The organism is Myxococcus sp. AB036A, from assembly GCF_006547355.1.
Taxonomy (GTDB): domain Bacteria; phylum Myxococcota; class Myxococcia; order Myxococcales; family Myxococcaceae; genus Myxococcus; species Myxococcus virescens.
In genome coordinates this window covers 1-22,444 of the sequence record NZ_VHLC01000055.1, presented here as the reverse complement: position 1 = coordinate 22,444, position 22,444 = coordinate 1, and the positions used below count along the sequence as shown (strand labels likewise).

General features: G+C 64.9%; 18 protein-coding genes and 5 pseudogenes. 12 read left to right on the top strand and 11 right to left on the bottom strand.

Annotated features, from left to right (window positions below; translation table 11 throughout):
- Nucleotides 1-168: 168 nt before the first annotated feature.
- The 3 genes and pseudogenes from FL344_RS39250 to FL344_RS39245 form a co-directional block, all read right to left on the bottom strand.
- A pseudogene (locus FL344_RS39250) lies at nucleotides 169-300 on the bottom strand (IS630 family transposase); the annotation flags it as partial.
- Between the two features lie 78 nt (nucleotides 301-378).
- Nucleotides 379-1,122, bottom strand: coding sequence for an IS630 family transposase (locus tag FL344_RS22015; RefSeq protein ID WP_228565263.1), 744 nt, complete (start codon nucleotides 1,120-1,122; stop codon nucleotides 379-381).
- Nucleotides 1,008-1,343 carry a helix-turn-helix domain-containing protein gene (locus tag FL344_RS39245; protein ID WP_228565262.1) on the bottom strand — a complete coding sequence of 112 codons (336 nt, stop codon included), beginning with the start codon at nucleotides 1,341-1,343 and terminating at the stop codon, nucleotides 1,008-1,010. The genes FL344_RS22015 and FL344_RS39245 overlap by 115 nt, the downstream gene beginning before the upstream one ends.
- Nucleotides 1,344-2,082: 739 nt before the next feature.
- Here FL344_RS39245 and FL344_RS22010 point away from each other — a divergent pair.
- On the top strand, nucleotides 2,083-3,453 hold the full coding sequence (locus FL344_RS22010; protein ID WP_141619900.1) for a DUF1254 domain-containing protein: 1,371 nt from the start codon (nucleotides 2,083-2,085) through the stop codon (nucleotides 3,451-3,453).
- Between the two features lie 576 nt (nucleotides 3,454-4,029).
- On the opposite strand, the pseudogene FL344_RS22005 reads toward FL344_RS22010, so the two are convergent.
- Together FL344_RS22005 and FL344_RS22000 are read right to left on the bottom strand one after the other, a co-directional pair.
- Nucleotides 4,030-4,866, bottom strand: a pseudogene (locus FL344_RS22005) (IS5 family transposase).
- Between the two features lie 36 nt (nucleotides 4,867-4,902).
- On the bottom strand, nucleotides 4,903-6,081 hold the full coding sequence (locus tag FL344_RS22000; RefSeq protein ID WP_228565261.1) for a PAS domain-containing sensor histidine kinase: 1,179 nt from the start codon (nucleotides 6,079-6,081) through the stop codon (nucleotides 4,903-4,905).
- 765 nt (nucleotides 6,082-6,846) lie between these two features.
- On the opposite strand from FL344_RS22000, the gene FL344_RS21995 reads away from it, so the two are divergent.
- On the top strand, nucleotides 6,847-7,977 hold the full coding sequence (locus FL344_RS21995) for a hypothetical protein (protein ID WP_141619898.1): 1,131 nt from the start codon (nucleotides 6,847-6,849) through the stop codon (nucleotides 7,975-7,977).
- A gap of 159 nt (nucleotides 7,978-8,136) precedes the next feature.
- Here the strand turns inward: FL344_RS21995 and FL344_RS21990 are convergent, their stop codons facing one another.
- The 3 genes and pseudogenes from FL344_RS21990 to FL344_RS21980 form a co-directional block, all read right to left on the bottom strand.
- Nucleotides 8,137-8,373, bottom strand: a complete 237-nt coding sequence (locus FL344_RS21990; RefSeq protein ID WP_194863208.1) for a hypothetical protein — start codon at nucleotides 8,371-8,373, stop codon at nucleotides 8,137-8,139.
- Nucleotides 8,374-8,560: 187 nt separating this feature from the next.
- A complete protein-coding gene (locus tag FL344_RS21985) occupies nucleotides 8,561-11,860 on the bottom strand; it encodes a hypothetical protein (RefSeq protein ID WP_141619896.1) in 3,300 nt (1,099 codons plus the stop codon).
- A gap of 677 nt (nucleotides 11,861-12,537) precedes the next feature.
- Nucleotides 12,538-13,307: pseudogene (locus tag FL344_RS21980) on the bottom strand (IS5 family transposase).
- 247 nt (nucleotides 13,308-13,554) lie between these two features.
- Between FL344_RS21980 and FL344_RS21975 the strand changes: the two are divergent.
- Both FL344_RS21975 and FL344_RS21970 read left to right on the top strand, forming a co-directional pair.
- Entirely contained in the window at nucleotides 13,555-14,799 is a 1,245-nt protein-coding gene (locus FL344_RS21975) for a LamG domain-containing protein (protein ID WP_194863205.1), read from the top strand.
- 589 nt (nucleotides 14,800-15,388) lie between these two features.
- Nucleotides 15,389-15,622, top strand: coding sequence for a hypothetical protein (locus tag FL344_RS21970; protein WP_141619894.1), 234 nt, complete (start codon nucleotides 15,389-15,391; stop codon nucleotides 15,620-15,622).
- Between the two features lie 6 nt (nucleotides 15,623-15,628).
- Here FL344_RS21970 and FL344_RS21965 read toward each other — a convergent pair whose 3' ends face one another.
- Together FL344_RS21965 and FL344_RS21960 are read right to left on the bottom strand one after the other, a co-directional pair.
- Nucleotides 15,629-16,168 carry a GFA family protein gene (locus tag FL344_RS21965; RefSeq protein WP_141619893.1) on the bottom strand — a complete coding sequence of 180 codons (540 nt, stop codon included), beginning with the start codon at nucleotides 16,166-16,168 and terminating at the stop codon, nucleotides 15,629-15,631.
- Nucleotides 16,165-16,377, bottom strand: coding sequence for a hypothetical protein (locus FL344_RS21960; protein WP_228565260.1), 213 nt, complete (start codon nucleotides 16,375-16,377; stop codon nucleotides 16,165-16,167). Before FL344_RS21960 ends, FL344_RS21965 begins: the two co-directional genes overlap by 4 nt.
- Nucleotides 16,378-16,987: 610 nt before the next feature.
- Between FL344_RS21960 and FL344_RS21955 the strand changes: the two genes are divergently transcribed.
- From FL344_RS21955 to FL344_RS38585, 3 genes and pseudogenes are all read left to right on the top strand, one after another.
- The gene (locus FL344_RS21955; protein WP_153881180.1) at nucleotides 16,988-17,134 is read left to right on the top strand and encodes a hypothetical protein; all 147 of its coding nucleotides are present in this window, start codon (nucleotides 16,988-16,990) and stop codon (nucleotides 17,132-17,134) included.
- A gap of 354 nt (nucleotides 17,135-17,488) precedes the next feature.
- Nucleotides 17,489-17,996, top strand: a pseudogene (locus tag FL344_RS38590) (transposase).
- Nucleotides 17,923-18,342: pseudogene (locus FL344_RS38585) on the top strand (LysR substrate-binding domain-containing protein); the annotation flags it as partial. The pseudogenes FL344_RS38590 and FL344_RS38585, both read left to right, overlap by 74 nt.
- 41 nt (nucleotides 18,343-18,383) lie before the next feature.
- Here the strand turns inward: FL344_RS38585 and FL344_RS21945 are convergent.
- A complete protein-coding gene (locus FL344_RS21945; RefSeq protein WP_141619892.1) occupies nucleotides 18,384-18,719 on the bottom strand; it encodes a putative quinol monooxygenase in 336 nt (111 codons plus the stop codon).
- 588 nt (nucleotides 18,720-19,307) lie between these two features.
- Between FL344_RS21945 and FL344_RS21935 the strand changes: the two genes are divergently transcribed.
- The 5 genes from FL344_RS21935 to FL344_RS21915 all read left to right on the top strand — a co-directional run.
- Nucleotides 19,308-19,577 carry a hypothetical protein gene (locus FL344_RS21935; protein ID WP_228565259.1) on the top strand — a complete coding sequence of 90 codons (270 nt, stop codon included), beginning with the start codon at nucleotides 19,308-19,310 and terminating at the stop codon, nucleotides 19,575-19,577.
- A gap of 377 nt (nucleotides 19,578-19,954) precedes the next feature.
- Nucleotides 19,955-20,914: an amidoligase family protein gene (locus FL344_RS21930; RefSeq protein WP_141619891.1), complete on the top strand. Its 960-nt coding sequence runs from the start codon at nucleotides 19,955-19,957 to the stop codon at nucleotides 20,912-20,914.
- 86 nt (nucleotides 20,915-21,000) lie between these two features.
- On the top strand, nucleotides 21,001-21,138 hold the full coding sequence (locus tag FL344_RS21925) for a gamma-glutamylcyclotransferase family protein (RefSeq protein WP_228565258.1): 138 nt from the start codon (nucleotides 21,001-21,003) through the stop codon (nucleotides 21,136-21,138).
- A gap of 58 nt (nucleotides 21,139-21,196) precedes the next feature.
- Nucleotides 21,197-21,972 (top strand): IS5 family transposase gene (locus tag FL344_RS21920; protein ID WP_228565257.1). Its coding sequence is split into 2 segments (ribosomal slippage): nucleotides 21,197-21,548 and nucleotides 21,548-21,972, totalling 777 coding nucleotides; the frame shifts between segments, so codons are not numbered across the junction.
- Between the two features lie 89 nt (nucleotides 21,973-22,061).
- On the top strand, nucleotides 22,062-22,444 hold a 383-nt coding region (locus FL344_RS21915), incomplete at its 3' end, for a transposase (RefSeq protein WP_141619890.1).

The following is a 22,444-nucleotide window of genomic DNA, read 5'->3' as shown; positions in this document are numbered from 1 at the left end:
CTGCCGACCTGTCCTCGTCTCCGACAAAGGCTTCAGTTACCTCGGTGAAGCTCAGCAGTCCTAGTCCTTTGACCGGGTGAATTCTGGCGGGTCGTAGCCGAACCTTGCCCGGGCCTTTGGGACAGTGAACCGCCAGCGGATTCGCAGCCGCTGGCGGTTGGCCCACCCCTCCCATGCGTCAGTTTCCCGGTCGAGCTTGTCGAGGGTGGGGATTCGCCGCTTGCCCAGGCACTGACGGGACAACAGCGAAATCTCTACCTCTGCCTGATTGAGCCAACTGCCATGCACGGGCGTGAAATGCACCGTGAAGCGGCGCCAGAGTCGACGACCTGCTCGCCTCCCATATCGTAAACGCCCGATCACGAATTTCGCACGCACTCAGGCGGCGCGCCGCAGATGGACCATGCGGAGGATAGGACTGGCACGCCGCTGGACGTTGCGAGCGTGCAGGTAGGAATGGACGCGCCGCATGAGCTTCTGGAGGGTGCGGCAGCGATGGTTGCGAGTGACGTTGGCGTGGAGGTCCAGCCAGACGCGCTCAATGCGATTGGCGTCCGGGCAGTAAGGCGGCAGGAAGTGGAGGACAATCCGGCCGCCGAGTTGCTCGTGCGCCTTTCTCGTCTTCTGGCTGCTGTGGATGGAGGCGTTGTCCAGGATGAGGTGAATTCGTGGGGCGCCAGGGTACTCACCGGCGATGCGCCAAAGCAGTTGGATGAAGAGTGAGCTGGCCTTCGACTTGCCTTCCACCCAGGTGAGGCGGCCCGTCTTCGAGTCCAGGGCGCCAGCCAGGTATCGCTTCTTGTTGTTGCCTGGCGTGAGTACCACTCGGCGCTGGCCGGGCAGGCACCAGTCGCGCCCCACCTTCGGGTTGAGATGGATGTCCACCTCGTCCACGTAGAGGACCGGCTCCTCGGACCGGGCATATGCTTCCAGGCACCGCAGCTCGAATAGACGCCGGCGCCGCTTCCAGCCCGGCCAAGGGCAGCCCACGACGGGGTTGGCCGCCTTCAGGCTCGCACCGAGGGTGGCAAGCGCACGGCCCATGGTGGCAACCGACACCCGCGCCAGGCCCCGGCGCTCCATCTCCACGCGAGCAACTCCCGCGTCCACGTCGGGCGGCACCAGCCCACCTCTTCGGGAGTACCCGCCAGCACACGCGAGAGAATGGCGAGGAAGCGCTCATCCACCTTCGCCTCGCCATTGGCTGCCCTGCGGTCCAACAGGGCTTTACGCCGTCCCGTCCGGTAGCGATTGACCGCGGAGACGACTGTGGAGGTGGCGCACGCCAGCGCACGTGCGACCTCGCTGCACGAGTGGCCGCGCGACACTCCCACCACTGCCATGCACCGCCGCAGGGTGAGCGGGCAGCCGCTCCTTTCACCCCAGAGGATGAGAGAGCGGCGCTGCAGCCCCGACAGACGGGGCGTACCTTTGTCCCTGGGCGGGGCCTTCTCGCACTCAGGATTTCTGCGCACACAGAGCCGAACGGGAAGTGCCCCTGCCACTTCTTCCGTCGGCTCCGTGCCTGCCTGTCCTCCAACCTCGTTCGAGATTCGTGAGGGTCGGTTGACATCGTCAAGGGCACGAGAATCCTCTAGCGGTTCTGTGCAAGACCGCAGGACAAGGATTGCTGCAAGGGAGACCGAGAGAGGGAGCGCCAGCCCTGACTCAAAGCCTGACCTCAGGAGCTACGAAAGAGGCCCTATCATCGCACTTGTCACGACAGGTCGGAATCAGGCGCATGGGCCTGCGCAATGGCAAAATCCTTCACTGTTCGTGGCCAGGCCCGGCAAGTGTAAGCACTAGGTCCAATATCCAGGCGCTGGCACCTAAAGTAGAAGTGGCTTCCCTCCTCCACTTCACAGCAACTGCAGCCCTACAGATACCGTCGCTGGGGTGAACCCCTGGTCTCGCTTGAGTCAGAGACGTTGAGCGCCCTGCCGCTGCGTTCGCGGACACAAGTCTCCATGTGGGCCCTCTTCGGCCTCACATTGGATTCACCCACATAGACAAACCTGTTGACCCACGCGGCCTCGGCTCTATCCAGGAGCATCGGGCCTTATTGAAAAGGAGCCTATGACAATGAGCGCTGACTTGGATTTCGATACAGCATATGAGATCGGCTGCGAGGGATATTCCTATCTCTATTCCCTCGTGTTGATGGACGTGACGCGCCGGCAGATGACGAACGTCAAGGAAATAGACCTCCCCACCTGGCGCGGTCCAGCCAACGTGTTCATGAACAACGCGCGCTTCCCGGGACCGGAAGATCGTACCGTGGTGCGCCCCAACTTCGACACGCTCTATTCGAGCGCGTGGCTCGACCTCACGAACGAGCCCATGGTCATCAAGGTCCCAGCGTCCGATGACCGCTACTACCTTCTGCCCATGCTCGACATGTGGACGGACGTCTTCTGCTGCCCTGGCCCCCGCACGACGGGTACCGCAGCCCAGGAGTTTGTTGTCGTCGGTCCCGGCTGGAACGGGACAGTCAACCCCGCACTGAACCTGCAACGGATCGACGCACCAACGCCGTATGTCTGGATCATCGGACGAACGCAGTGCAACGGGAGCGAAGCGGACTACGCCCTCGTGCACCAGTTCCAGGAGGGCCTCCAGATCATTCCCTACTCCGCCTATGCAGCCGGGAAGCCGCCGCCGCCGCCCGTCGGGTCAGACGGCGATGACATCAGCCGCGAAGAGCCGTTGGTCATCGTAGAGAAGATGACACCCGAGGAGTTCTTCGCCTATGGCGCGGACCTGATGCGCCAGAATCCAGCGCACGCCAATGACTACCCCATTCTCGCGCGCCTGGCGCGGGCAGGACTCGTGGCGGGCCAGTCATTCGACCTGAACGCAGCCCCGGCGCTGGTGCGAGACGCCTTCAAGAGAGCGGCCCCCGACACTCTTGCCGACATGAAGGCGAAGCAGCGCTCCATCACGCCATTGGTGAATGGCTGGACCTACGCGAACGAGTTGATGGGGACCTATGGGACGAGTTACCTCCGCCGCGCGATCATCGCCCTGATCGGCCTGGGCGCCAATCTCCCGCAGGACGCCATCTACCCCGTCGCCTACTCCGCCATCCATGTGGACTCCCAGTTCAAGCCGCTGGACAGCGCTTTGCGTTACACGCTTCGCTTTGAGGCCAATGGCCTGCCTCCAGTGAACGCGTTCTGGTCTGTGACGCTGTACGACGAGCAGGGATACCAGGTCCCGAACGATATCGACCGCTTCTCGCTGGGCACCCGTAACAACCTCGTCCCGGACCCCATCGATGGCTCCGTGACGTTGTACGTCGAGCGATCCATGAGCGAGACCGATTCGAGGCGGCCGAACTGGTTGCCGGCACCCCAGCAGGGCCCGTTCAATCTGACCCTGCGGCTGTATTCGCCGAAGACGGAGGCCATCAACGCGGATTGGAAGCCGCCCGCGATTACGCAAGCGAAGTGAGCCTCGACAGCCGGGAATGAACGGCTGCGGCACCCTCTACTCCTGTGCCAACCCCAAAGCATGCCGCTGCGTCGAGAGTGCGCCACGACCAGCACGTCATCGCGTCAAGACGAGTGAGCGAGGCGCGCACGCGGGCCAGACCGGCCCAGATGGGGCCACCTGGCAAGGGCTTCGCCCCTGAGCCTGCGCGCGCCTCAAAGCATGCGTCTTTCACCCACCTCAGCGCGTCGCCCGCGAGCCTACGCGCACCACGGCGCCACGTACTCATTGTGAAGCGGACGTCGGCGAATCTGAATCATGGACGAGAGGTCACCCACGGTGTCATTTGCGGATATTCAGTCGGGGCCGATTGAAGGGCTCGCCCAGCCTCCTCTTTGAAGCCGCTGGATATTACTCGGTTTTCGGCCCTCAGAGAGGTTGAGCCCTCTCAGGGAAAAGCCGAGAACGAGTTCGCGCAGGGCTTCATTCGGGGAGCTGACTGAAAGGCCCTGCCAACTGGCAGAGCCTTTTTGTTTAACGCGGGCCTCGCGATGAAAATCGCGGGGCCTTCGTGCTTAAGAGGGTGTTGTCGAACCCTCATGCAGGAGCGAGTCGTCGCAGCAGGAGCGCTGTCATGGCCAGCCAGCTGAAAGCCTCGCTGGAGGCGGGCTTCTGCTCGTAGTCTTTGCTGAGGCGGCGAAAGAGATTGAGCCAGCCGAAGGTGCGTTCCACGACCCAGCGGCGCTCCACCACCATGAATCCGCGAGGAAGCGGTGGCCGCTCAAATTCGGGAGGCAGGCCGTACCAACGCTGCCGCCCCTCGTTGGGGCGACGGACGACGTCCCCCCCCATCCGAACTTCTCCTCCAGCCAGCACTTGCACCGGCCCGCGTAGCCCGAGTCCACCCAAAGCCTCCGCATCCGTGGGAAGTCTTCCTTGGACTTGCCGCCCAGCAGCAACTGCGCGCCGTCCCTGTCCTGGACATTCGCCGGATGGACGTGCAGCGCGTGAACGAGACCTTCTGTATCCACCAACAAGTGGCGCTTGCGGCCCTTTACCTTCTTGCCACCGTCATAACCGGCGGCCCCCCTTTTCCGTCGTCTTCACGGTCTGACTGTCCAGCACGCCTGCACTGGGATGGGCATTGCGTCCTAACCGGTGGCGTGTCTCCGCGCGCAGGGCAGCGTGGATGCGCTCGAGTAGCCCAGCGTCACGCCAACGTCGGAAGCAGCTGTACGCCGTGTCCCACGGTGGAAAGTCGCGCGGCAACATCCTCCAGGAGATGGCTCCCCTCGTGATGTACGGGAGGGCATCGAGAATGCGCCGACGTGGGTGGAGGGGTGGCCGACCGCCCCGTCGGTTGAAGTCCTCCAGCACCGGCTCAACCAGCCGCCACTGCTCGTCCGTAAGGTCTGATGGATAGCTCTTCTCCATGTCCTCACGGACAACCCCCTCTAAGACAGAGCCTTCCTAACGAGGAAGGCGAATGGTGAAGGCCGCGCCACCACCAGGCAGATTGCGGGCGCTGATACTTCCCCCATGAGCCACGACGATTTCGCGCGTGATGTAGAGCCCCAGCCCGAGCCCCCCGTAGTGGCCGCTGGAGATGGCACGCTCGAACCGGTCAAAAATACGCGAGAGCGCTTCCGGCGGAATCCCGGGCCCTCCATCTGCAATCTCCAGCACCGCATCCCTGCCATCGCTCGTCAGGGCAACCCCTACGGTTGTCCCAGCCGCATACTTGAAGGCATTGGTCAGCAGATTCGTAATGGCCTGCTCCACTCGCAGAGGGTCCCACGCCCCCGTCACACCTGGCTCAATGCGCGCGGACACCGCGCAGCCTGCCCCCATGGCGGAGAGTTGGTGCTGCTCCAGGAGCTCATTCACCGTCTGGGAAAGACTCAGTGGCTCAAGCTTCAGCTCCAGCCGGCCGGTCGAGAGGCGTGCCACATCCAACAACGTCTCGACCAGGGTCGTGAGCCGCCAGGTGCTCCGGGTCGCCCGCTCAAGGGTGGAGAGCACTTTCGGGTCCAGCGTCTTCCTGCGCATGAACTCCAAATGTAATTGCAACGCAGCAATGGGGGTCTTCAGCTCATGCGAGGCGACGGCAAGAAACTCGTCGCGAAGCCGAATGGCTTCGCCGGCCTGTACCAGCCGCAGCCTTTCCTCCTCGGCGAGCTTGCGGTCGGTGAGGTCACGCGTCACCTTGGAGAAGCCACGCAGGACGCCCTGGGCGTCGCGCACTGCGGAGATGACCACGTCCGCCCAGAAGTGCGTACCGTCCTTGCGCACGCGCCAGTTCTCGTCCTCGACACGTCCCAGCCGCTTGGCGTCGGACAGCAGACGTGCCGGGCGCCCGCTGTCGCGGTCCTCAGGCAGATAGAACCGAGAGATATGCTGGCCGATGATTTCATCGGCGCGGTAGCCCTTGATGCGCTCGGCGCCGGAATTCCACGTCTGCACCCGCCCCTGGGGGTCGAGCATGAAGATGGCGTAGTCTTTCACGCTATCGACGAGCAAATGAAGCTGCTCCTCTGCCACTGCGGCTCGCAGGTCGGCATGGCGCGCAGAGGGCGAAGAAAGCCCTCCTGGCTCCACTTCCTGTCCCGGGGTCGCAGGGGGCGAGGAGGCTGCGGCCGGTGCAGTCATCTGGTCTGAGCGAGACTTTCTAGAGGGAGGCATGTTCGCGGAGTTCGAGCAACCGTCCATGGACGGAGGGCGAAAGTTCAGGGGTTTATACGAATCAACACCTCGGACATAGGTGGTTTTGAGCACGCGCCTGTTCCCGTCGATGAGTGACGGGAAGTAGACGCTTGCCGCATCCTCCTCAACGGATGCCACAGGAGTGCGTTCGGCGCGCTGCCTCCGCATGCCTGCCGACCTGGTAGGTGACCAGAGGCCCTTGGGAGCCTTTATTAGCCCCCTGGAGCGGCAGCCAGCATCCCTGCAGACTGGAACGAAGAGCGGCTTGAGACCCAAAGGGGTTGACTCAATACACGGCCCCCTTCTGTGCCGCCCCCATTCGGTAGTCGCATTGTGAGTGTGCCGATGTCACGCCTCGCAGTGCGTCGCTGCGAGTGAGCGAGGCGCGCAGCTGTCGCGTTTCGAGTGCCGGCGATGCGAAATCCGAACCACCAAGGTCTCAGCCCGGCCTTAAGATTCGAGCCCCTACCTCTCCGCCTCCATGGACTCCAGGGCTCACGTCCGGGTGGACGCATGCGCCAGGCCGAGCGAAGCAACAAGCGCCTCGAGCAGCAGCGCTCTCGTAGTCAGTGGTCCGAAGGAGCCAGGCCGATCTCTCGGGGGGAGAGGCAGGCACGGCACCTGCGTGACGTCGTGGTGACGCGCTATCCTTCGCGAGCCCTAGCGCTTGAGAAGGAAGCACACCGTCCGAAGGCCCGGAGGCACCCCATCATGTGGCTGTGGAAGGAAGGCGAGGACTGGCACGTGCGGCTGCAGCGCCCGGGCGGGGTGCGCTGGGGGTTGACGCTCCTCCTGCTGCTCTGGAGCGTCGGGTGGCTCGCGACGACGGGGCTCGGATTGAGCGGACTGTTCCTCCTGGGCTCGGCGCTGCTGAGGCCCGTTCCCCTGGTGGAGCAGGCCCCGCTGGACATCACCTCGTCGTTGCTGGCGGTGCCGGCGGCGCTGTTCGTCCTGGGCTGGGTGCTCGCCTGGATACCCGTGGGCGCGTACCTGGCGCTCAGCCTGGTGCGAGCTGTCAGCCAGGAGAGGCTGAGCTTCAACCGCCACGGCGTGACGCGGCGGTTCTCGTGGGGCCCGTGGCGCCGGAGGCTGCAGCTCCGATACTCGGACATGGGAGACCTGTACCTCAGCAGTAACGCGGCGACCCTGACCGCGTTGTTGCCCACCGGGGCATCGGTGACGGTGGCCACGTGTGGCACTCCGGAGCAGCACCGGGAGCTGTGGGCGCGAATGCATGCCTTCTGCGAACTGGGGACGGGGACGGCTCGGCTCGCGCGCCTCGTGCCACAAGACCGGGAGGTGGAGCCCCTGCCGGATGGAGGCGAGGTGCTCCGGAAGGTGCGTTGGGAGCGCGCCGTGTGGGCCTGCGTCTGGTGGGTGGCGGCGGCGCTGCTCGGCGCTGGGGCGCTGCTACTGGTGTGGCGACAGCGCTTCGACGAAGGAGGCTTCGCCCCGGCGTTCCTGGCGGTGGTGCTGGGCGCCCTGGCGTGGCTGATGGGCCTGCGGGGCTGGAGGACGCTCCAGGCGCGGGAGGAATGGGAAATTCGACGTGGCGGCTTCGTTCGCGCCTTTCGCGGGCTCTTCGGGACGCAGCGGCTTCGCCACCGCGTGACGGAGTTCGAGGTGCAGTGGCGTCCGGATGAGGAAGGCTCGGGGTCCTTCGTGCTGTGGCTGCGCTCGCCCGATGGTGACGTGGTGCTCAAGGAGGACACCGCGGACCGTCGTCCCATCGAACACCTGGGAGTCTGGCTTGCCCACCGCGCGTGCACGACTCTGAGGTGGAACGCGACGGCCCCTGCTCCCCAAGAGAGGCTTCGAGACGACGCGGCGGTGAACGAATGAGAGACCGAGATGGCGTGCGGTGGAGCATCAAACCCAAATTCGGTCGCCGCATTACGCATGCACCAAGGCGATGCGAAACCAAGCGTCAATGCGAGCGAGCGAGGCGCGCGGGCTTCGCGCGTCCCTGCTCGGCGAGGCGCTCCGAAATCATCGTCAGGCTCATGACCACGCCAGGTCGATGTGGACCAGCGGGTCCGCAGGCATCTCCACCTTCGCGGTTCGTGCCGCGCGGAAGGCCTCGCCCACCACGCCGATGTCCGGGGCCGCGCGAGCCTGGCCGTCCAGCCAGTAGCGGCTCTCCGTCTCCGCATGCAGGTGGCTCTGCACCCAGCAGACGAGCATCGGCATCTGCTCCTCAACGTTGAAGCGTGGCAGCTTCGCGCCGCGCGCCAGCATCTCACTGAGGAAGCGATGGACAGCACTCGCGCGGACAGCGCGCGCATAGGCGGGCTGCTTGTCGCTGACTCCGCCTCACCCGAGCCGACGCCCCGCCTCCCATCCTCCTTCTTCTGGGGATGGATGAGAGGCGCGGGCGCCGGCCGGGAGCCTGGCTCTGGCGGAGGCGACTGAGGTCGCCGAGCGCCTAGCGGCAACTCCTGTCGAGGACGTAGCCGACGTACATGGAGGTGTTCGCGCTATCCACCGCGAGCCCGCGGAGATAGCCATTTGTGCCACAGCCGAAGGAGTACTCGGGCAGGTTGCCCACCTTGCAATTCGTGTCTCCTCCGCCCACCTTGGGCATCACCGTGATTTCCCCCGTCTGGAGATTCCTGCACGACAGCACAATCGTCGACAGGTTTTGCTCACTGCACCATGTTTGATTTTGCGCATCCTTTGCCCAGCCGTTGATTCCGGCGACCTTTTGGACGACTTCTCCCGCCGCACAGTCCTGGGTGAAGGGCTCGCCGCCCGTGCCGCCAATCGAGGGAGCGCTCGTGGTGGCACCGATGATTCCTCCGGAGTCGAAGCGGGCACAGCGCATCCCGAGCGCATCCAACCATTCGCCTGCCCGCCCGTGGATTCCGACCGCCACCTCGTCGTCCCCGCACGTGAGTACCTGGACGGTGTCGTTCTTCTCGCACTTCTTCCCCGTGGCGTCGCGCAGATACCCGGCTTTGCAGGTCCAGGGACAGTCGGCCTTGGCAGCGGTTGGACTCGTATACACCGCATTCTCGGGTGCGTTCGTGCAGGCATTACGGGTATTGGAGCTCGCGGGCGACCAATACCCGATTCCCACGTCGACACAGACTTCGCTGGAGAGGTACTGGCCCGCGCCGCAGACGAACGACACACAGGTGTGAGGACTGGTCGACGTATCGCACTCCAGACCCGCGGCGCAGTCACTCTGCTGGAGACACACCTTTCCTTGAGAACAAGGTGCGCAGGCCCCCCCGCAGTCCACGTCGGTCTCATTCCATTCCTTCTCCCCATTATCGCACATTGAGGGAATGCAGGCCCGAACGTTTGGGGAGGCTTCGTAACAATACAGGTGGTACCCCTGCACCTGCAGCATACAGTCGGAGTTCTGCTTGCACGCCTTGAGGACATTGCAGCGTGCACAGACGGGACCGCCGCAATCCACGTCCGTCTCGTCACCGGATTTCTTGCGGTCCTTGCAGGAGCTCGGGACACAAAAGGTGCCGTCGCTCACCCCTGACGCACAATCTGCCCCCACCGCGCATCGCGCTTTCACCTTGCATTTCGCGCAGTCCTTCCCACCGCAGTCGATGCCGCTCTCGTCCGCGTCCTGGACACCCGTGTTGCAGTGGTTCTGCACACATACTCCAAAGTTCACTCCAGACACCTCGGACTTCTTGCAGTACCCGGATGCGCAATCCTCGGGGCGGATACAGCCCTTCTTATTGCCGCAGGGCTTGCACTTCGAACCGCCGCAGTCGATGCCCGTCTCGTCTCCGTCCACGACGCCATTGGCGCAGTGGTCCTTGGCCGAGCACTTACCCGCGTTGCAATACCCAATTGCGCAGTCCGAGTTGACCAAGCAGCGCTTGCCCGCAGCACAAGCGCCGCAGGAACCACCGCCACAGTCTATGCCCGTCTCACGCCCATCCCGCTTCCCATTGCCACACGTGTTCGCGCAATAGCCCAGGCCATCCTTCAGACTGAACGTCTTGGGCCCCAAGAGAGAAAACTGAGTGGTGTAGACTTCGAGGGGGCCAATGTCCCATCCAAGCCCCGCCCCGGAGGAACCCAAGTAGCTGGTTCCCGGGGGCTGGACCCGCCCGCCCACCTGGACACCGAAGTTGGCGTCGAGCCCCAGGGTGATGTCCGCCTTCGCCTTCTTCCCCTCGCAGCGTGACGCATACTTCGCACTGGCCACCAGTGACGCTCGGACACCAGCATTCACACCGAGGGCGTCGTACACGTACACGTTCAGGCGGGGGATGAGCCCGCAGACGACCACCAGGCTGCCTTCGCCAGTCACCTTGACATCGGTGTTCTTCGCAGTGGCGAGCTCGGGCTGCGTGTTCGTCAACACTCCGTTCTCGTAGTTCGCCGTGAACTTGAAGGTCGCGTTCTGCTCATACTTCACCTTCGCCTTGACGCCCGCCTTGGCTTCGAATCCACACTCGAGGTCCAGCTGGAGGGTCTGGGTAAAAACAACCGGCACGGGCCCAACAAGGACGGTCTGCACGGCTGGCTTCGTGACGAGGATGTTGCGCTTCCAGCCTCCTGCGGGCCGCATGTCCGGATTGCCCAGGTACTTCTGCTTCGCATCGGCAAGGGTGTCCTCGGCGAACTTCGTTCTCTCCGCGAGCTTCTTCGCGAGTGCGGGGCCCTCCAGCGTGCCCACGGATGCTATCGTGGCATTCAGAATGGCCTCGAGGTCGAGCTTGAACTGGGCCTTGCTATCCACGTTCAGCGTCATTCTCGTCGAGTCGCGTCCCGCCAGAAGGCCGGGCACGTGCAATTCCACCTGCGCGCCTGGGTTGAAGGTGTACTCCACCGCCGCGCTTCCACTGCCCGAAATGGAGAGCGTGTACGGAGTCTTGCCTGTCTCGTTGAAGGTCTTCTTGTATTCCTTGAGCGTGAACAAGGGGCTGGCGTAGTTGTTTTTGATTTCGGGCTTGATATCCACGCCCTTGGTGATTCCCTCGACCGTCACGGCCTTCCAGATGTCCACCGCCGCTTCAGCCACCGCCCTGGCCGCTCCGCCTATGGCCTCGCCCACCGCCTTGATTGCGTTCCAAATGGAGCCCAGGAAGGGGTCTCCCGGCTGACTCGGGTCCAACCCCTCCTCGACTTCGGGTAAGGGCTCATCGTCGGGATTACCCTCGGCGCTGGGGGACATCACATTCGCATCGACGTACAGGTGGCTGGCGGCCCATTCGAGGTCGAGCTTCGAGATGTCCACGGTCTCCATGTTCGAGTAGTCGAACGTAAGCCGCATCTCTCCCTTGACGATGTCCTCGAGCGCCGCGGCCTCCGTCGCCACGACGAGGGTGTCATCCACCTCGGTGACGGAGACGACTCTCCGGGCGAAGCCCAGGGGATTCGCGCCCGGGCCGTCACTCGGTGCGGACACCACGATTTTGCCGGCTTCCCACTCCAGCACCTCAGGGTTCTCCGCCCTCGGGAAGATGAGCACGTCTGGCCGGACGACGACGGTGCGCGCCTGGGTCTCCGTGACGACCTCCACCCAGGGCTGGGGTTGAAGGTTGTTGTAGTCGGGCTCGAACTGGGGCTCCCACACGACGCTGTCGAGGTCCTCGTGCGGGCTCTTCGCGGTGAATTCCGTTGGGGGCTCGTCCTCGGGGAGCGTCTCCGCGCACGAGCCAGTCAACAGGAGACAGGCGAGAATCGCCAGTGCAGGGAGTCGGCTGCCACCCATCCAGCGGCGCCGGGAACGTCTTCTCTTGGACATGGAGACTCCGGGGGTAGGGAATCTCGAGGCTCAGCAAGTGCCGTTCCACGGACAACCCCGCGCGGTTCCTCCGAAGAGGAGGACGTGGTGAGGGGGGCTGACGTGTCATTGAGGCAGCGTTGACGTGTCAATGGCGCTGTACCTACCGGACGCACATCGAGACCTGGACCAGCCTGAAGTCGTTCCGCCCCAAGGACGAGGAGGCTCAGGACGATAAGGGGCCGCCGGACGACAAGGGCAACCCGACGGTGGACTTCCACGGCCACAAGCGCAGCAACGCGAGTATGAGTCGAAGATTGCCCCGGAGGCGGAGCTGGTGCGCAAGGGGAAGGGCAAGGAGGCGAAGACGAGCTACTGCCTCAATGGGCTGATGGAGAATCGGTGCGGGCTGCTCGTCGACATGTGTCTGCTGGAGGCCACGGGCAGTGCCGAGCACAACCCGGCCATCGACATGCCGCACGAATCCGTTGTGCTACCCCAAATTCGGTCGCGGCCTATTGAGCACGTCAAGACCACATTCAGTAGTGCGTCAATGCGAGCGAGCGAGGCGCGCCAAGTCCTTGCTTTGTCTAGCTAGGGAATGAGCAAGGCGAGGCTGCTGATACCCGGCCTGGGGCGCCGGGCCAAGGCCCTCATGAAAGCCCGCGTACTCTCGCGAGCATTTCAAACACCTCGAATCACAGCTCATAACAAATATCAGGACAGAGGCGGCGCAAGAGCATGACGCAGCAGCCGATTACGAGGAATCCGACGTGGACGTCGTCCCTGTGCTCGTCGCGGACTCGACTGCAGCGTAGCTGGTTCTTCCAGGCGAGTGTGCGCTCCACAACCCAGTGGTAGCGTCCCAGCCGCTCCTCGGATTCGAGGTCTGGACGCGCGATACGAGCCGTGATGCCGCGCAGCCGCAGCCCACCCCGCTTCCTCTGGGACACGTAGACCTTGTCTCCGTGCAGCTTTCTGGGCCGGAGTCGTCGCTGCCCCGGAGGCGTCCTCACCGCAGGCACAGAGTCGACAAGCGGGAAGAGTTCGTACGTGTCGTGTACGTTGGCCGCCTCCACCGACTCAGTGAGCGGAAGCCCCTGGGCGTCTACGAGAAGATGATGATTGCTGCCCGCCTTCGCTCTATCCGCCGGGTTTGGGCCCGTGAGAGCCCACCTTTTAGAGCCCGGAGGGTCGTCCAGAAGCCGACGCTGCAACTCGTTCCACACGCCAGCTCGAGTCCACACCTCAAACTGCCGCCAGGCCGTCATCCCCGACAGGCCGAACTGCTTGCGAGACAGCATCTCCCAAGGGATGCCGCTTCTGAGCACGGAGACGATGGCCTCCAGCGCCGCCCGGTCATCCGCTCGAGGACGTCCGGGCTTTTCTTCGGCTTCGGTGCCGACAGCAGCGGTGCCACTCGCTGCCAGAAGGCGTCGGGAATGAGTTCGCAAACCGTCTTCCTCAAGGAGGAGATGGCCCTTGCTGCTGGCCAGTCCGGTCCGCACTTTCGTTAGGTACTGTGAGCGCTTCCAAATAGCGTCCAACACTGTTAGTATGACCACGGAATTACTTGATGCCCCACAGCACGCCGTGGTTCATCCACAAGACCGAGGCCCCCTGTTCCCAGGCGCGGCGCGGACTCTCTTCACATAGCGAACAGTATGAACTTACCCATGCGCCACATCAGTTCATCCTTATCGACGCGATTCTCCATGTTTGTCCTGGTCTCTCTGGCGGCGGGCGCCGTGGCCACGGGCTGCGTCGTGGCGCCCACCGACTCGCACGACGAGCCCCCCGGCTCGACTGATTCCATGTTGACGGAAGCGCAATGCGAGTACTTCGCGGCCAAGGGCAAGGTGCAGATCTGCCACGCGACCGGCTCGGCCACGCATCCTTACTCGCTCATCACGGTCAGCGAACGCGCGTGCATCAACGGTCACGCTTCCCACCCCGGCGACTACGTCACTAGCACCGACCCGAGTTCCCCCCTCTACGACCCCACGTGCCAGGGGCAGGGCTGCCTGCCCGAGAACGCGCCGTGCGACGCTACGATGCCCTGCTGCGACGGCTTCACCTGCAGGGAAGGCACCTGCCAATTCGACCTCTGCGCGGGCGTGCTCTGCGAGCCCCTCGACGCGTGCCACACCGCAGGCACCTGTGATCCGTCGACCGGGCAGTGCTCTCATCCGATAGCCCCCAACGGAACGGCGTGTAACGACGGCGACGCCTGCACCCAGCCGGACACCTGCCAGGAAGGAGTCTGCACCGGTGGCCCGCTCATCGGCGACACGACCAGCAACATGGCCCACCAGTGGACCTTCGACGAGGTCGGCGGCAGCACGGCCCTGGATTCGGCGGGCACGTCGGACGGAACGCTGGGCAGTTCGGCGTCGCGGACGGCCAGCTTCGACGGCTCCGGCGCCATCACGCTCACGCCCACCCAGCAGTGCGATCTCAATGCCCATGTCGACTTCGGCCTCGCGCCCGGGCAATTCGGGACTGGCGCGTTCACCGTGAGCTATTGGCTGAACACGACCTTCAACATCAACAGCAGCGGCGAGCTCATCGGGAACCGGGTGGACGGGAGCGCAGGCAACTTCCTCTCGGCCAGGCTCAACGGCAGCGCCGCGACGTCGCTTGAGATTTACGAGGACGGGGCAGGCACCAACGGAGCAGGTTTCAACGTCTCTCCGACGCCGCTCAACAACGGCAACTGGCACCACGTCGCCTATACCCGCAGCGGGACCTCGCTCAAGATGTACATCGACGGCGTGCTGGTTGGCTCCGCGACCAGCGCTGCGACAACGAACCTCACGGGCGCCAATTCGTTCCGCATTGGCCGCAGGCTGCCGTTCTGCCCGGACAACCACTACAGCATTCCGGCTTCGTTCGACGATGTCCGGATCTACAGCCGCGAGCTCACCGCCTGCGACGTCGCCGCGCTGACGACGCCCTAGCGCCGGAGCCGCGGTAGCGGCCTGGAGCAGAGGGGGCTCGGAGGGCCTCCGACAAGGGGGCCATCCGAGCCGTGTGCCAGGCCGGTGGAAAGCCTCCTTGAGGGGACTCGCATGTCCAGGCCGCCCTCCCACGAGGGGCGCGACAGGGGCCTGGGACTGGTCCAGTTGGCGATGCACCCCCGGCCTGGGGTTGGCCCTCGCGCCGGGCCCCGCCTTGTACTCGCCGTAGGCAGCCCCAGGTACTCCAGAATCGCCCGCCCTCTCCCGCTTCCTCCATGTACGACACAACCTGTGCCTACCCAAAAATCAGCTCGCAGCGGCATGCATGCGTCACTGCGAGTGAGCGAGGCGCGCGAAAGGGCGTTGTCCGCCGAGGCGACTTCTTCCCTGACACAGGGGGCTCCCTGTAGGGCAGCCTGGTCATCGTGTTGGTGCTCGTCGCCGGCTTCGTCTACGGCGCCCGCGGAGATCGCGAACTGCAGCAGAAGAAATCGGAGCTGCTGGCGGCGGGGTGCGTTGTTGGGGACGGATTCTCGGCATCGCCCCCGGGGGAGATAGCACGACCATCAACGGCAGACGGTGGATGGGGGTGCGAATCACCGTCGAGGCCAATGCCGCGGTCGATCCTCGGGGTGTGCAACCCCACGCCGTCGGCACCCGGGTAGCCGACCAGGTCGTCATCGGGGCCGAGGTCTCGGAGCTCCAGTTCGCGCTGATGATTCCAGGCTACTTCTGCGCGTTCCTGTTGCATCCCAGAGACCATCGCAACACGCGCCTGGACGGCTTCGTGACCGCCCAGGGGCAGGTCGTCGCCAAGCTCTAGCGGAGGTCAGACCTGGAGCTGTCCGTGGACGAAGGCAAGCTTCGGGCTGCGGAAGCCCATCAGGACCCACGCGCCCAGCAGCTTGACGAAGAACGAGACGGATTGGTGCTTGCCGTTGGGGACGTCCTCGGGGAGCACCGTCCCGGGCGGGAGGTCCGAGGTCATGGTCCGCAGCTCGAGCGGGGGCAGCGTCCCTTCGGGCCAGAGCGCGCCATAGAGGCTGAGCCAGTGGCCGTTCTCGAACTCGAGGAAGACGGGCGTGTTGCAGCAGGTGGCGACGACCCGGCGGGTCTTCGCCTCGGGCGTGAGCCGGAACTCCTTGAGGTGCTCGGTGCCCTGTTGGAAATGGACGCGGTCCTTGCGGTAGAGCACGAAGCGCGTCGCGCCAAGGGAGCTCAGGACCGGCCGGGCCCCGGGGAGCGTCTGAAGCCTGGCGCCGGCCGCGCGGCAGCTATTGCAGCAGCATTCGGCGCTGATGATGGGGACTCCCCGCACCTGCAGGAGGACCTTTCCGCAGGCGCAGCCGAGCTGAGGGGGTTGGGTCATGGCGATGCTTTCTCTGGGAGGGGACGGTTGAAGAGGAGGCGGATGTAGCGGTCCAGGTGGTCCAGGCTCTCGCGCACCAGGGCGGCATCGTTCCCCGCCTTGGCCAGGACGAAGGTGCCTTGAATCACCGTCTGCGTGTGGCGCGCGAGGCTCGCGGCCGTCCAGCCGCCGGAGATGCTGTGCCTACCCGAAATCCGGTGCTGCGTCATGCGTGGGTCAAGGCGAGTGCGCGCCGCATAGGGGGCCGCCGAGTTCCTGTAGCGGCAAAGAAGGGGTGGAGCAATGGGGAGGCGGCCTCGGGGCGTACCAGGCTGCCGCTGCGCGCGGCCGGCTCGGCGCCCCCCAAGCGGGGACGCAGGCCGGACCCGCCGAGATGGGCCGCGGGGCCACCTGGGCAGTGCTTCGCCCCTGAGCCCGCGCGCGCATCGAAACCATGCGACTTTCACCTACCCCAGCGAGTTGCCCGCGAGCCCACGCGCACCACGTCGCCACGCACTCACTGTGAAGCGGACACCGGCAGATTGGAACCACGGACGAGAGGTCGCCCACGGCGTAGTTTGCGGAGATTCAATCGGCCTCCGATTGAAGGGGGGCCCCCAGCCCTCTCCTTGAAGCCACTGAATATTACTCGGCTTTCGGCCCCTCAGAGAGTTTGAGTCCTCTGAGAGAAACGCCGAGAACGAGTTCGCGCAGGGCTTCATTCGGGGAGCCAAGAACCACAACGGGACACCTGAACCGCAGGTGGAGTTTCATCTTCCGCCCCATACTGCACGCAGAGAACTGCAAGGAGTGCTTCACGTCTTCTCGGCCAACATAGAAATGCTCACACCAGCCACTGAGCGCTGGCTGGTGCGGAGCCAGATTGTCAGCGAGCCGAACCACGGCCGCATCTACCTGGAGCTGGCCGAAGGCGACGAGGCCGAGGCGATGCGCGGGATGGCGCTCCTCAACGCCCTGCTGGGCTGAGCGGCAGAGCAAGGGGAACCCGCGCCGCCGCACCGCGCGGGTTCCAGACCAATCCTGAGACATTGAAACACCACGGAAAACACACCCAACCCTGGGCGCTAGCCACATTCAACGTAAGACACCCAGCACGATTTACTTCACCTTCCCACGCAGGGATGTATGCGTTTATCCACAGCCACCGAGGGCCCCGCCAACCCCAAAGGAACGCACGCCATGAAGACCGCCCCAAAGTCCCGCCACGCTGGCAATACGATGGCAAACCGAGCCCCAGAACGTCACGTTGAATCTGAGAGCACCTAACGAAAGTCAGGGATGGACTGGCCGCAGACAGGGGCCAGCCCCAGGTTGAGGGGCATGGTCCGCGAACTCGTCCCCGACGCCTCGTGGCAGCGCGTCGCTCCCTTGCATCCTCCTCCTCGCCCCAAGAAGAAGCTGGGTCGACTCGAGCGGACGACCGGGCGGCACTGGAAGCCATCGTCTTCGTGCTGCGAAGTGGCATTCCCTGGGAGATGTTGCCCCGCAAGCAGTTCGGCCTGTCGGGCATGACGGCCTTGCGCAGACTGGAGGAGTGGACCCGAACAGGCGTGTGGCAGACGTTGCAAGGACGGTTGCTCGACGAGTTGGGCCTGCGCGGCAAGGTCGACTTCTCCAGGGCCTCCATCGACTCCTCGTACGTCCGGGCGTCGAAGCCAGGGAGCGACTCGGTCCCTACCGATGGGTCGTGGAACGGACCCAGGCCTGGAAGAACCAGTTCCGCCGACTTCGAGTCCGCGACGAACGCAGGGACGATGTCCACTTCGGCTTCCTCGTCTTCGGTTGCTGCCTCATGCTTCCGCGCCGCCTCTACCCTGACTTTCGTTAGGTGCTCTCCCCCCCCCCGCGACCTTCTCGACCATGCCTGTCTGTGCGGCCGTTTCCCAAGCAGGACGATGACGGAGTGGGAGTTCGAGAAGGATGGCGAGGTCGTCAAGGTCGAGCCGACAGGGCCGTTGAGTGTCCGGGTCGGAGGGGCGACCGACCTCGCCGTCGACGCGGCGATCGCCGGTTGCGGCATCGTCTACCTCTTCGAGGACTGGCTGCGTCCTCACGTGGAGCGCGGTGTCCTCGAACCCGTCCTCGAGCCCTGGTGGCTGTCCTTCTCCGGGCTGTTTCTCTACTACCCCGGGCGGCGTTTCGTGCCAGCGCCGCACCGGGCGTTCGCCGACTTCATCAAGGCATCGGCGGAGCAGGCCTGCCCCCCCCGGCGACGTCACAACGCGACGTTGACCGCGACACCCTCGCGCCCGGTCGCCCACTCGCGCAAGTACGTGTTGAGTTCCCCGAAGAACGATATCGACACCAGGTCCGACACCGTGAAGAGCTCCCGGAGCAGTGCGCCCACGTGGTTGTTATGTGTTTCGGCCGCGTCAGCGTCCACGTACTCTTCGATGATCGAATAGTGACCGGGCTTCTGCGTGGTGAACCACTGGTAGCGCAATGTTCCCGGCTCGGTCGCGGCGACGGAGGCCAATGCCCGCGCCGCTCGGAGGAACTCCGTCTCCCCGCCGGTCCGTGTCTTGAATTCACAAATCACCAGAAGGCTCATTCGACGCTCCTGCACTGGCTGCATTTCGAGGGCTGGCGTCCGTCATACCATCCGACAGGCTTGAAGTCGTCAACGAACGCATGCCGGTGGAGCCGCCCTTCCCGCAGCATCCTCTTGACGCACGCATGGCGCAGCGTCCTGATTCTGGCGCGGCGCGGGGCAGGTTCGGTCCTGCGCTGGCGTGCGGTGCGGGGACGACTCCCTGGAGGAGGGTGACGGATGCACGAGTACGATTTGATCGCGGACTGATATGCCTCCCACCGTACGGGCCAGATGGGCGTCCCGGAAGTGACGGCTCTCGCGGCCGCGCTTCCGGCCGGCGCCTGGGTGTTGGATGTCAGCTGCGGCACGGATCTGCCGCTGACGCGGATGCTGCTGGAACACGGCTGCCGCGTGCTGGGGGTGGATAGCTCTGCGAACTGCTCGCGCGATTTCAAGCGAACTTCCCCGATGTGCCGGTCCTCTGCGCGCCAATCCAGCCGTGTGAGCTTCAGGCGCGGACGTTCGACTCGGCGATCGCATGGGGCGTCCTGTTCCACCTGCGCCACGAAGAGCAGGCGCAGGCGATCGCCAATATCGCGAGGGCCTTTGAGTCTCGGAAAGAACCGATACGGCACGCCTCAGCCGCAGGTGGACATCCGCCTACCGCGCGGCTCCAGCCACCGGGCGACGAGCGCGATGCTCTACACCTTCGCCGCCAGCCTGGAGCTGCGCACGCCCACCAGCGAGCGATGGATTGTGCAGACCGAGCGCCTCGAGGAGGCGAACCACGGCCGCATCTTCCTGGACCTGGCTGAAGGGGACCATGCCGAGGCCATGCGGGGCATGGCGCTCCTCAACGCCGTGCTGCCGCGCTGAGCAGCAGGAGCTGAGGGGGAACCCGCGCGCAGCACCGCGCGCCCGCCAGCAGCCCGGCGCCGGTGGAAGGCCCCTCTGGCTGAACCAGCGGACGCGGCGGGGAACTCCGCGCCGACACATCCCGCCAATCCCCCCGGCCTATCGCCAGGACAATCACACACACTGGAGTTCCGCCTGCCGCCCCGAGCCCAGAAACGCCGGGCTGCGCGCCCCCCACAGAAGGCCGGCGTGAAACCCCACGAATTCTCGCGACAACTCCAGACAGCCAAATCCACATCGCCAGTTGCCGAAGATGACTTGCTTCATTCGCACGCCAGAGCGTGTATGCGTTTCGCGACGGGCGCCACAGCCCCGCGCGAACGCGAGAGGCAAACTCCATGAAGACGCTCCGGTTTGGAATTGAAATTGGGATGGTTGGCGCCAGCCGCCAGAAGCTGGCCCATGCGATTCAGAGCGCGGTGGGCGGGCACGTTTCTGGCGACTACCGGGGCTGGCAGGTGACGGACGCCCAGGGCCGCATCTGGAAGGTGGTGTCGGACGCCTCGCTGAGCGGGGGCGAGTACAGCGGTGAAATCGTCTCCCCCATCCTCACCTACCAGGACATGGACGCCTTACAGCAGGTGGTGCGCGCCGCGCGCGAGGCCGGCGCCCGCGCCGACGCCTCCACCGGCATTCACATCCACGTCGACGGCAGCCGCTTCGACGCCAAGGGCGTCACCAACCTCGTCAAGATGGTGCACAAGCAGGAGCGCCTCCTGGAGGCGGCCCTGGGGGTGAGCGCGGCTCGGCTCGCCCGGTACTGCCGGCCCGTCGACGCGGCCTTCCTCCAGCGGCTGGAGGCTCGGCGCCCGCGCACCCTGCAGGAGGTGAATGAGGCTTGGTACGGGCGCCGCAACAGCATGCCCAGCCGCTACGACTCCAGTCGCTACCATGGCCTCAACCTCAACAGCCTCTTCTTCCGGGGCACGATTGAATTCCTGTACTTCACCGGCACGGTGCACGCGGGCGAGGTGAAGGCCTACGTCCAACTGGTGCTCGCCCTCGCCGCCCGGGCCCTGGCTTCGAAGGCCGCCTCCAGCAAGCGCCGCGACTTCAACCCCGCCACCGCCAAGTACGACTTCCGGGTGTTCCTCCTCCACCTGGGGCTCATCGGCGAGGAATTCAAGACGGCCCGCCTTCACCTCCTGAAGCGACTGGAAGGCAGCGCCGCCTGGAAGGGCCAGCGCCGCGACAGGCGCGGCTCGGGCGGAGGGGAGGACGGCTCGCCCGGCAGCGAAGGCGCGCAGGGCGGCAGCGACGGCGCCCAAGGCAGCACGCACGAGGCCCTGGCCGCCTGAAGCAGCCTCAACGCCGGGGCCCTTCGGGGCCTTGGCCAGCCACGACAAAGGCGGGCCGCGCGCCCGGCCTCCACGGGAGAATCTCCATGCTCTCCTTCGCCTACGGCTCCAACCTCGACAGGGCCCAGATGCGCGCGCGCTGCCCCAACGCCACCGTCGAAGCCCGGGCCACCCTTCCTGGCCACACCCTAGAGCCGGTCTCGAAATTGGGCGAGCAGGCATGAGGGCGAATGCCAGGCCGCTGATCGACATGGAGGGGATGGACATGTTCGAAGCTGACCGGTGGACCTGACGGATGAACAGTGGAGCTTGATTGAGCCGCTCCTCCCCGCGCGGAAGCTGAAGCGGGAGGACCGGCCTGGGCGAACGCCCACGCCTTCCCGGGCGCTGTGGGACGGCATCCTGTGGATTCTGAGAACCGGGGCGCAGAGGAGCGAGCTCCCGCGGGAGAAGTACCCGCCCTACAAGACGGTCCATCGCTGGTTCCAGGGCTGGGTGAAGGACGGCACCTTCCGCTCCGTCCTGCGCGCCTTGGCCCTGGACCTGAAGGTGCGTGGAGGATTCGACCTGAAGGAGGGCTTCGTCGACGCGTACTTCGCCTCGGCGAAAAAAGGGGGCCCTGCGTCGGGAAAACGAAGCGGGGCAAGGGGACGAAGGTCATGGCAGCTGCAGACGGCGCTGGTCTTCCTCTCGCCATTGGCACGGCAAGCGCTTCTCCCCACGAAACCAAGCTCCTCGAAACCACCCTCGACGAGAGCCTCATCGACGAGCTTCCCGAGCGGCTCATCGGCGACAAAGCCTATGACGCTGACAAGCTCGACGAGCGACTGTGGCATCAGCGGGGAGTGAAGCTGATTGCCCCGCACCGCCGAGGCCGCAAGACGAAGACGCAGGATGGGCGCGAGCTACGTCGATACCGCCGACGATGGAAGATGAAGCGGCTTTTCGCCTGGCTCCAGAACTTCCGGCGTCTCGTCACCCGCTATGAAGTGAAGGTGCAGAACTTCCTCGGCTTTCTCCACCTCGGCTGCATCCTCATCCTCTTGAGGCAATTCTGAGATCACTTCTAGTCCTACAGTTGCAGTTCGGAAGAAGCCGCAACCTCCTCCCTGTTGAAAGAACAGGAGGGGGAGGAGCGAGGCTACGTATGTCGTCGACAATCGACGCAGAGACGCGAGCGCACGAGGTGCGCCTGGTCGGCCAACTCGGCGCGGAAATGGAGGAGGTAGGGGCTTGGCTGCAGCCCCACTTCCGCAGGCGCGAAGCACATGCCGCTGCAGTGGAGTACGTGAGGGCGTTGCTGGGGCGCGCGCAGCGGAAGAATGCGTGGGGCCTTTCAGAGGACGCGGGGCACGGCGCCCCGTATGCCTTCCAGCACCTGCTGCTGCGCGCGAAGTGGGACGCGGATGCAGTGCGCGACGACGTCCTGGAGTACGCCCGAAGGAGTCTGGGGGAAGGCGGCATGCTGGCGGTGGACGAGACGGGCTTCTTGAAGAAGGGAGACAAGTCCGTCGGCGTGGCGCGCCAGTA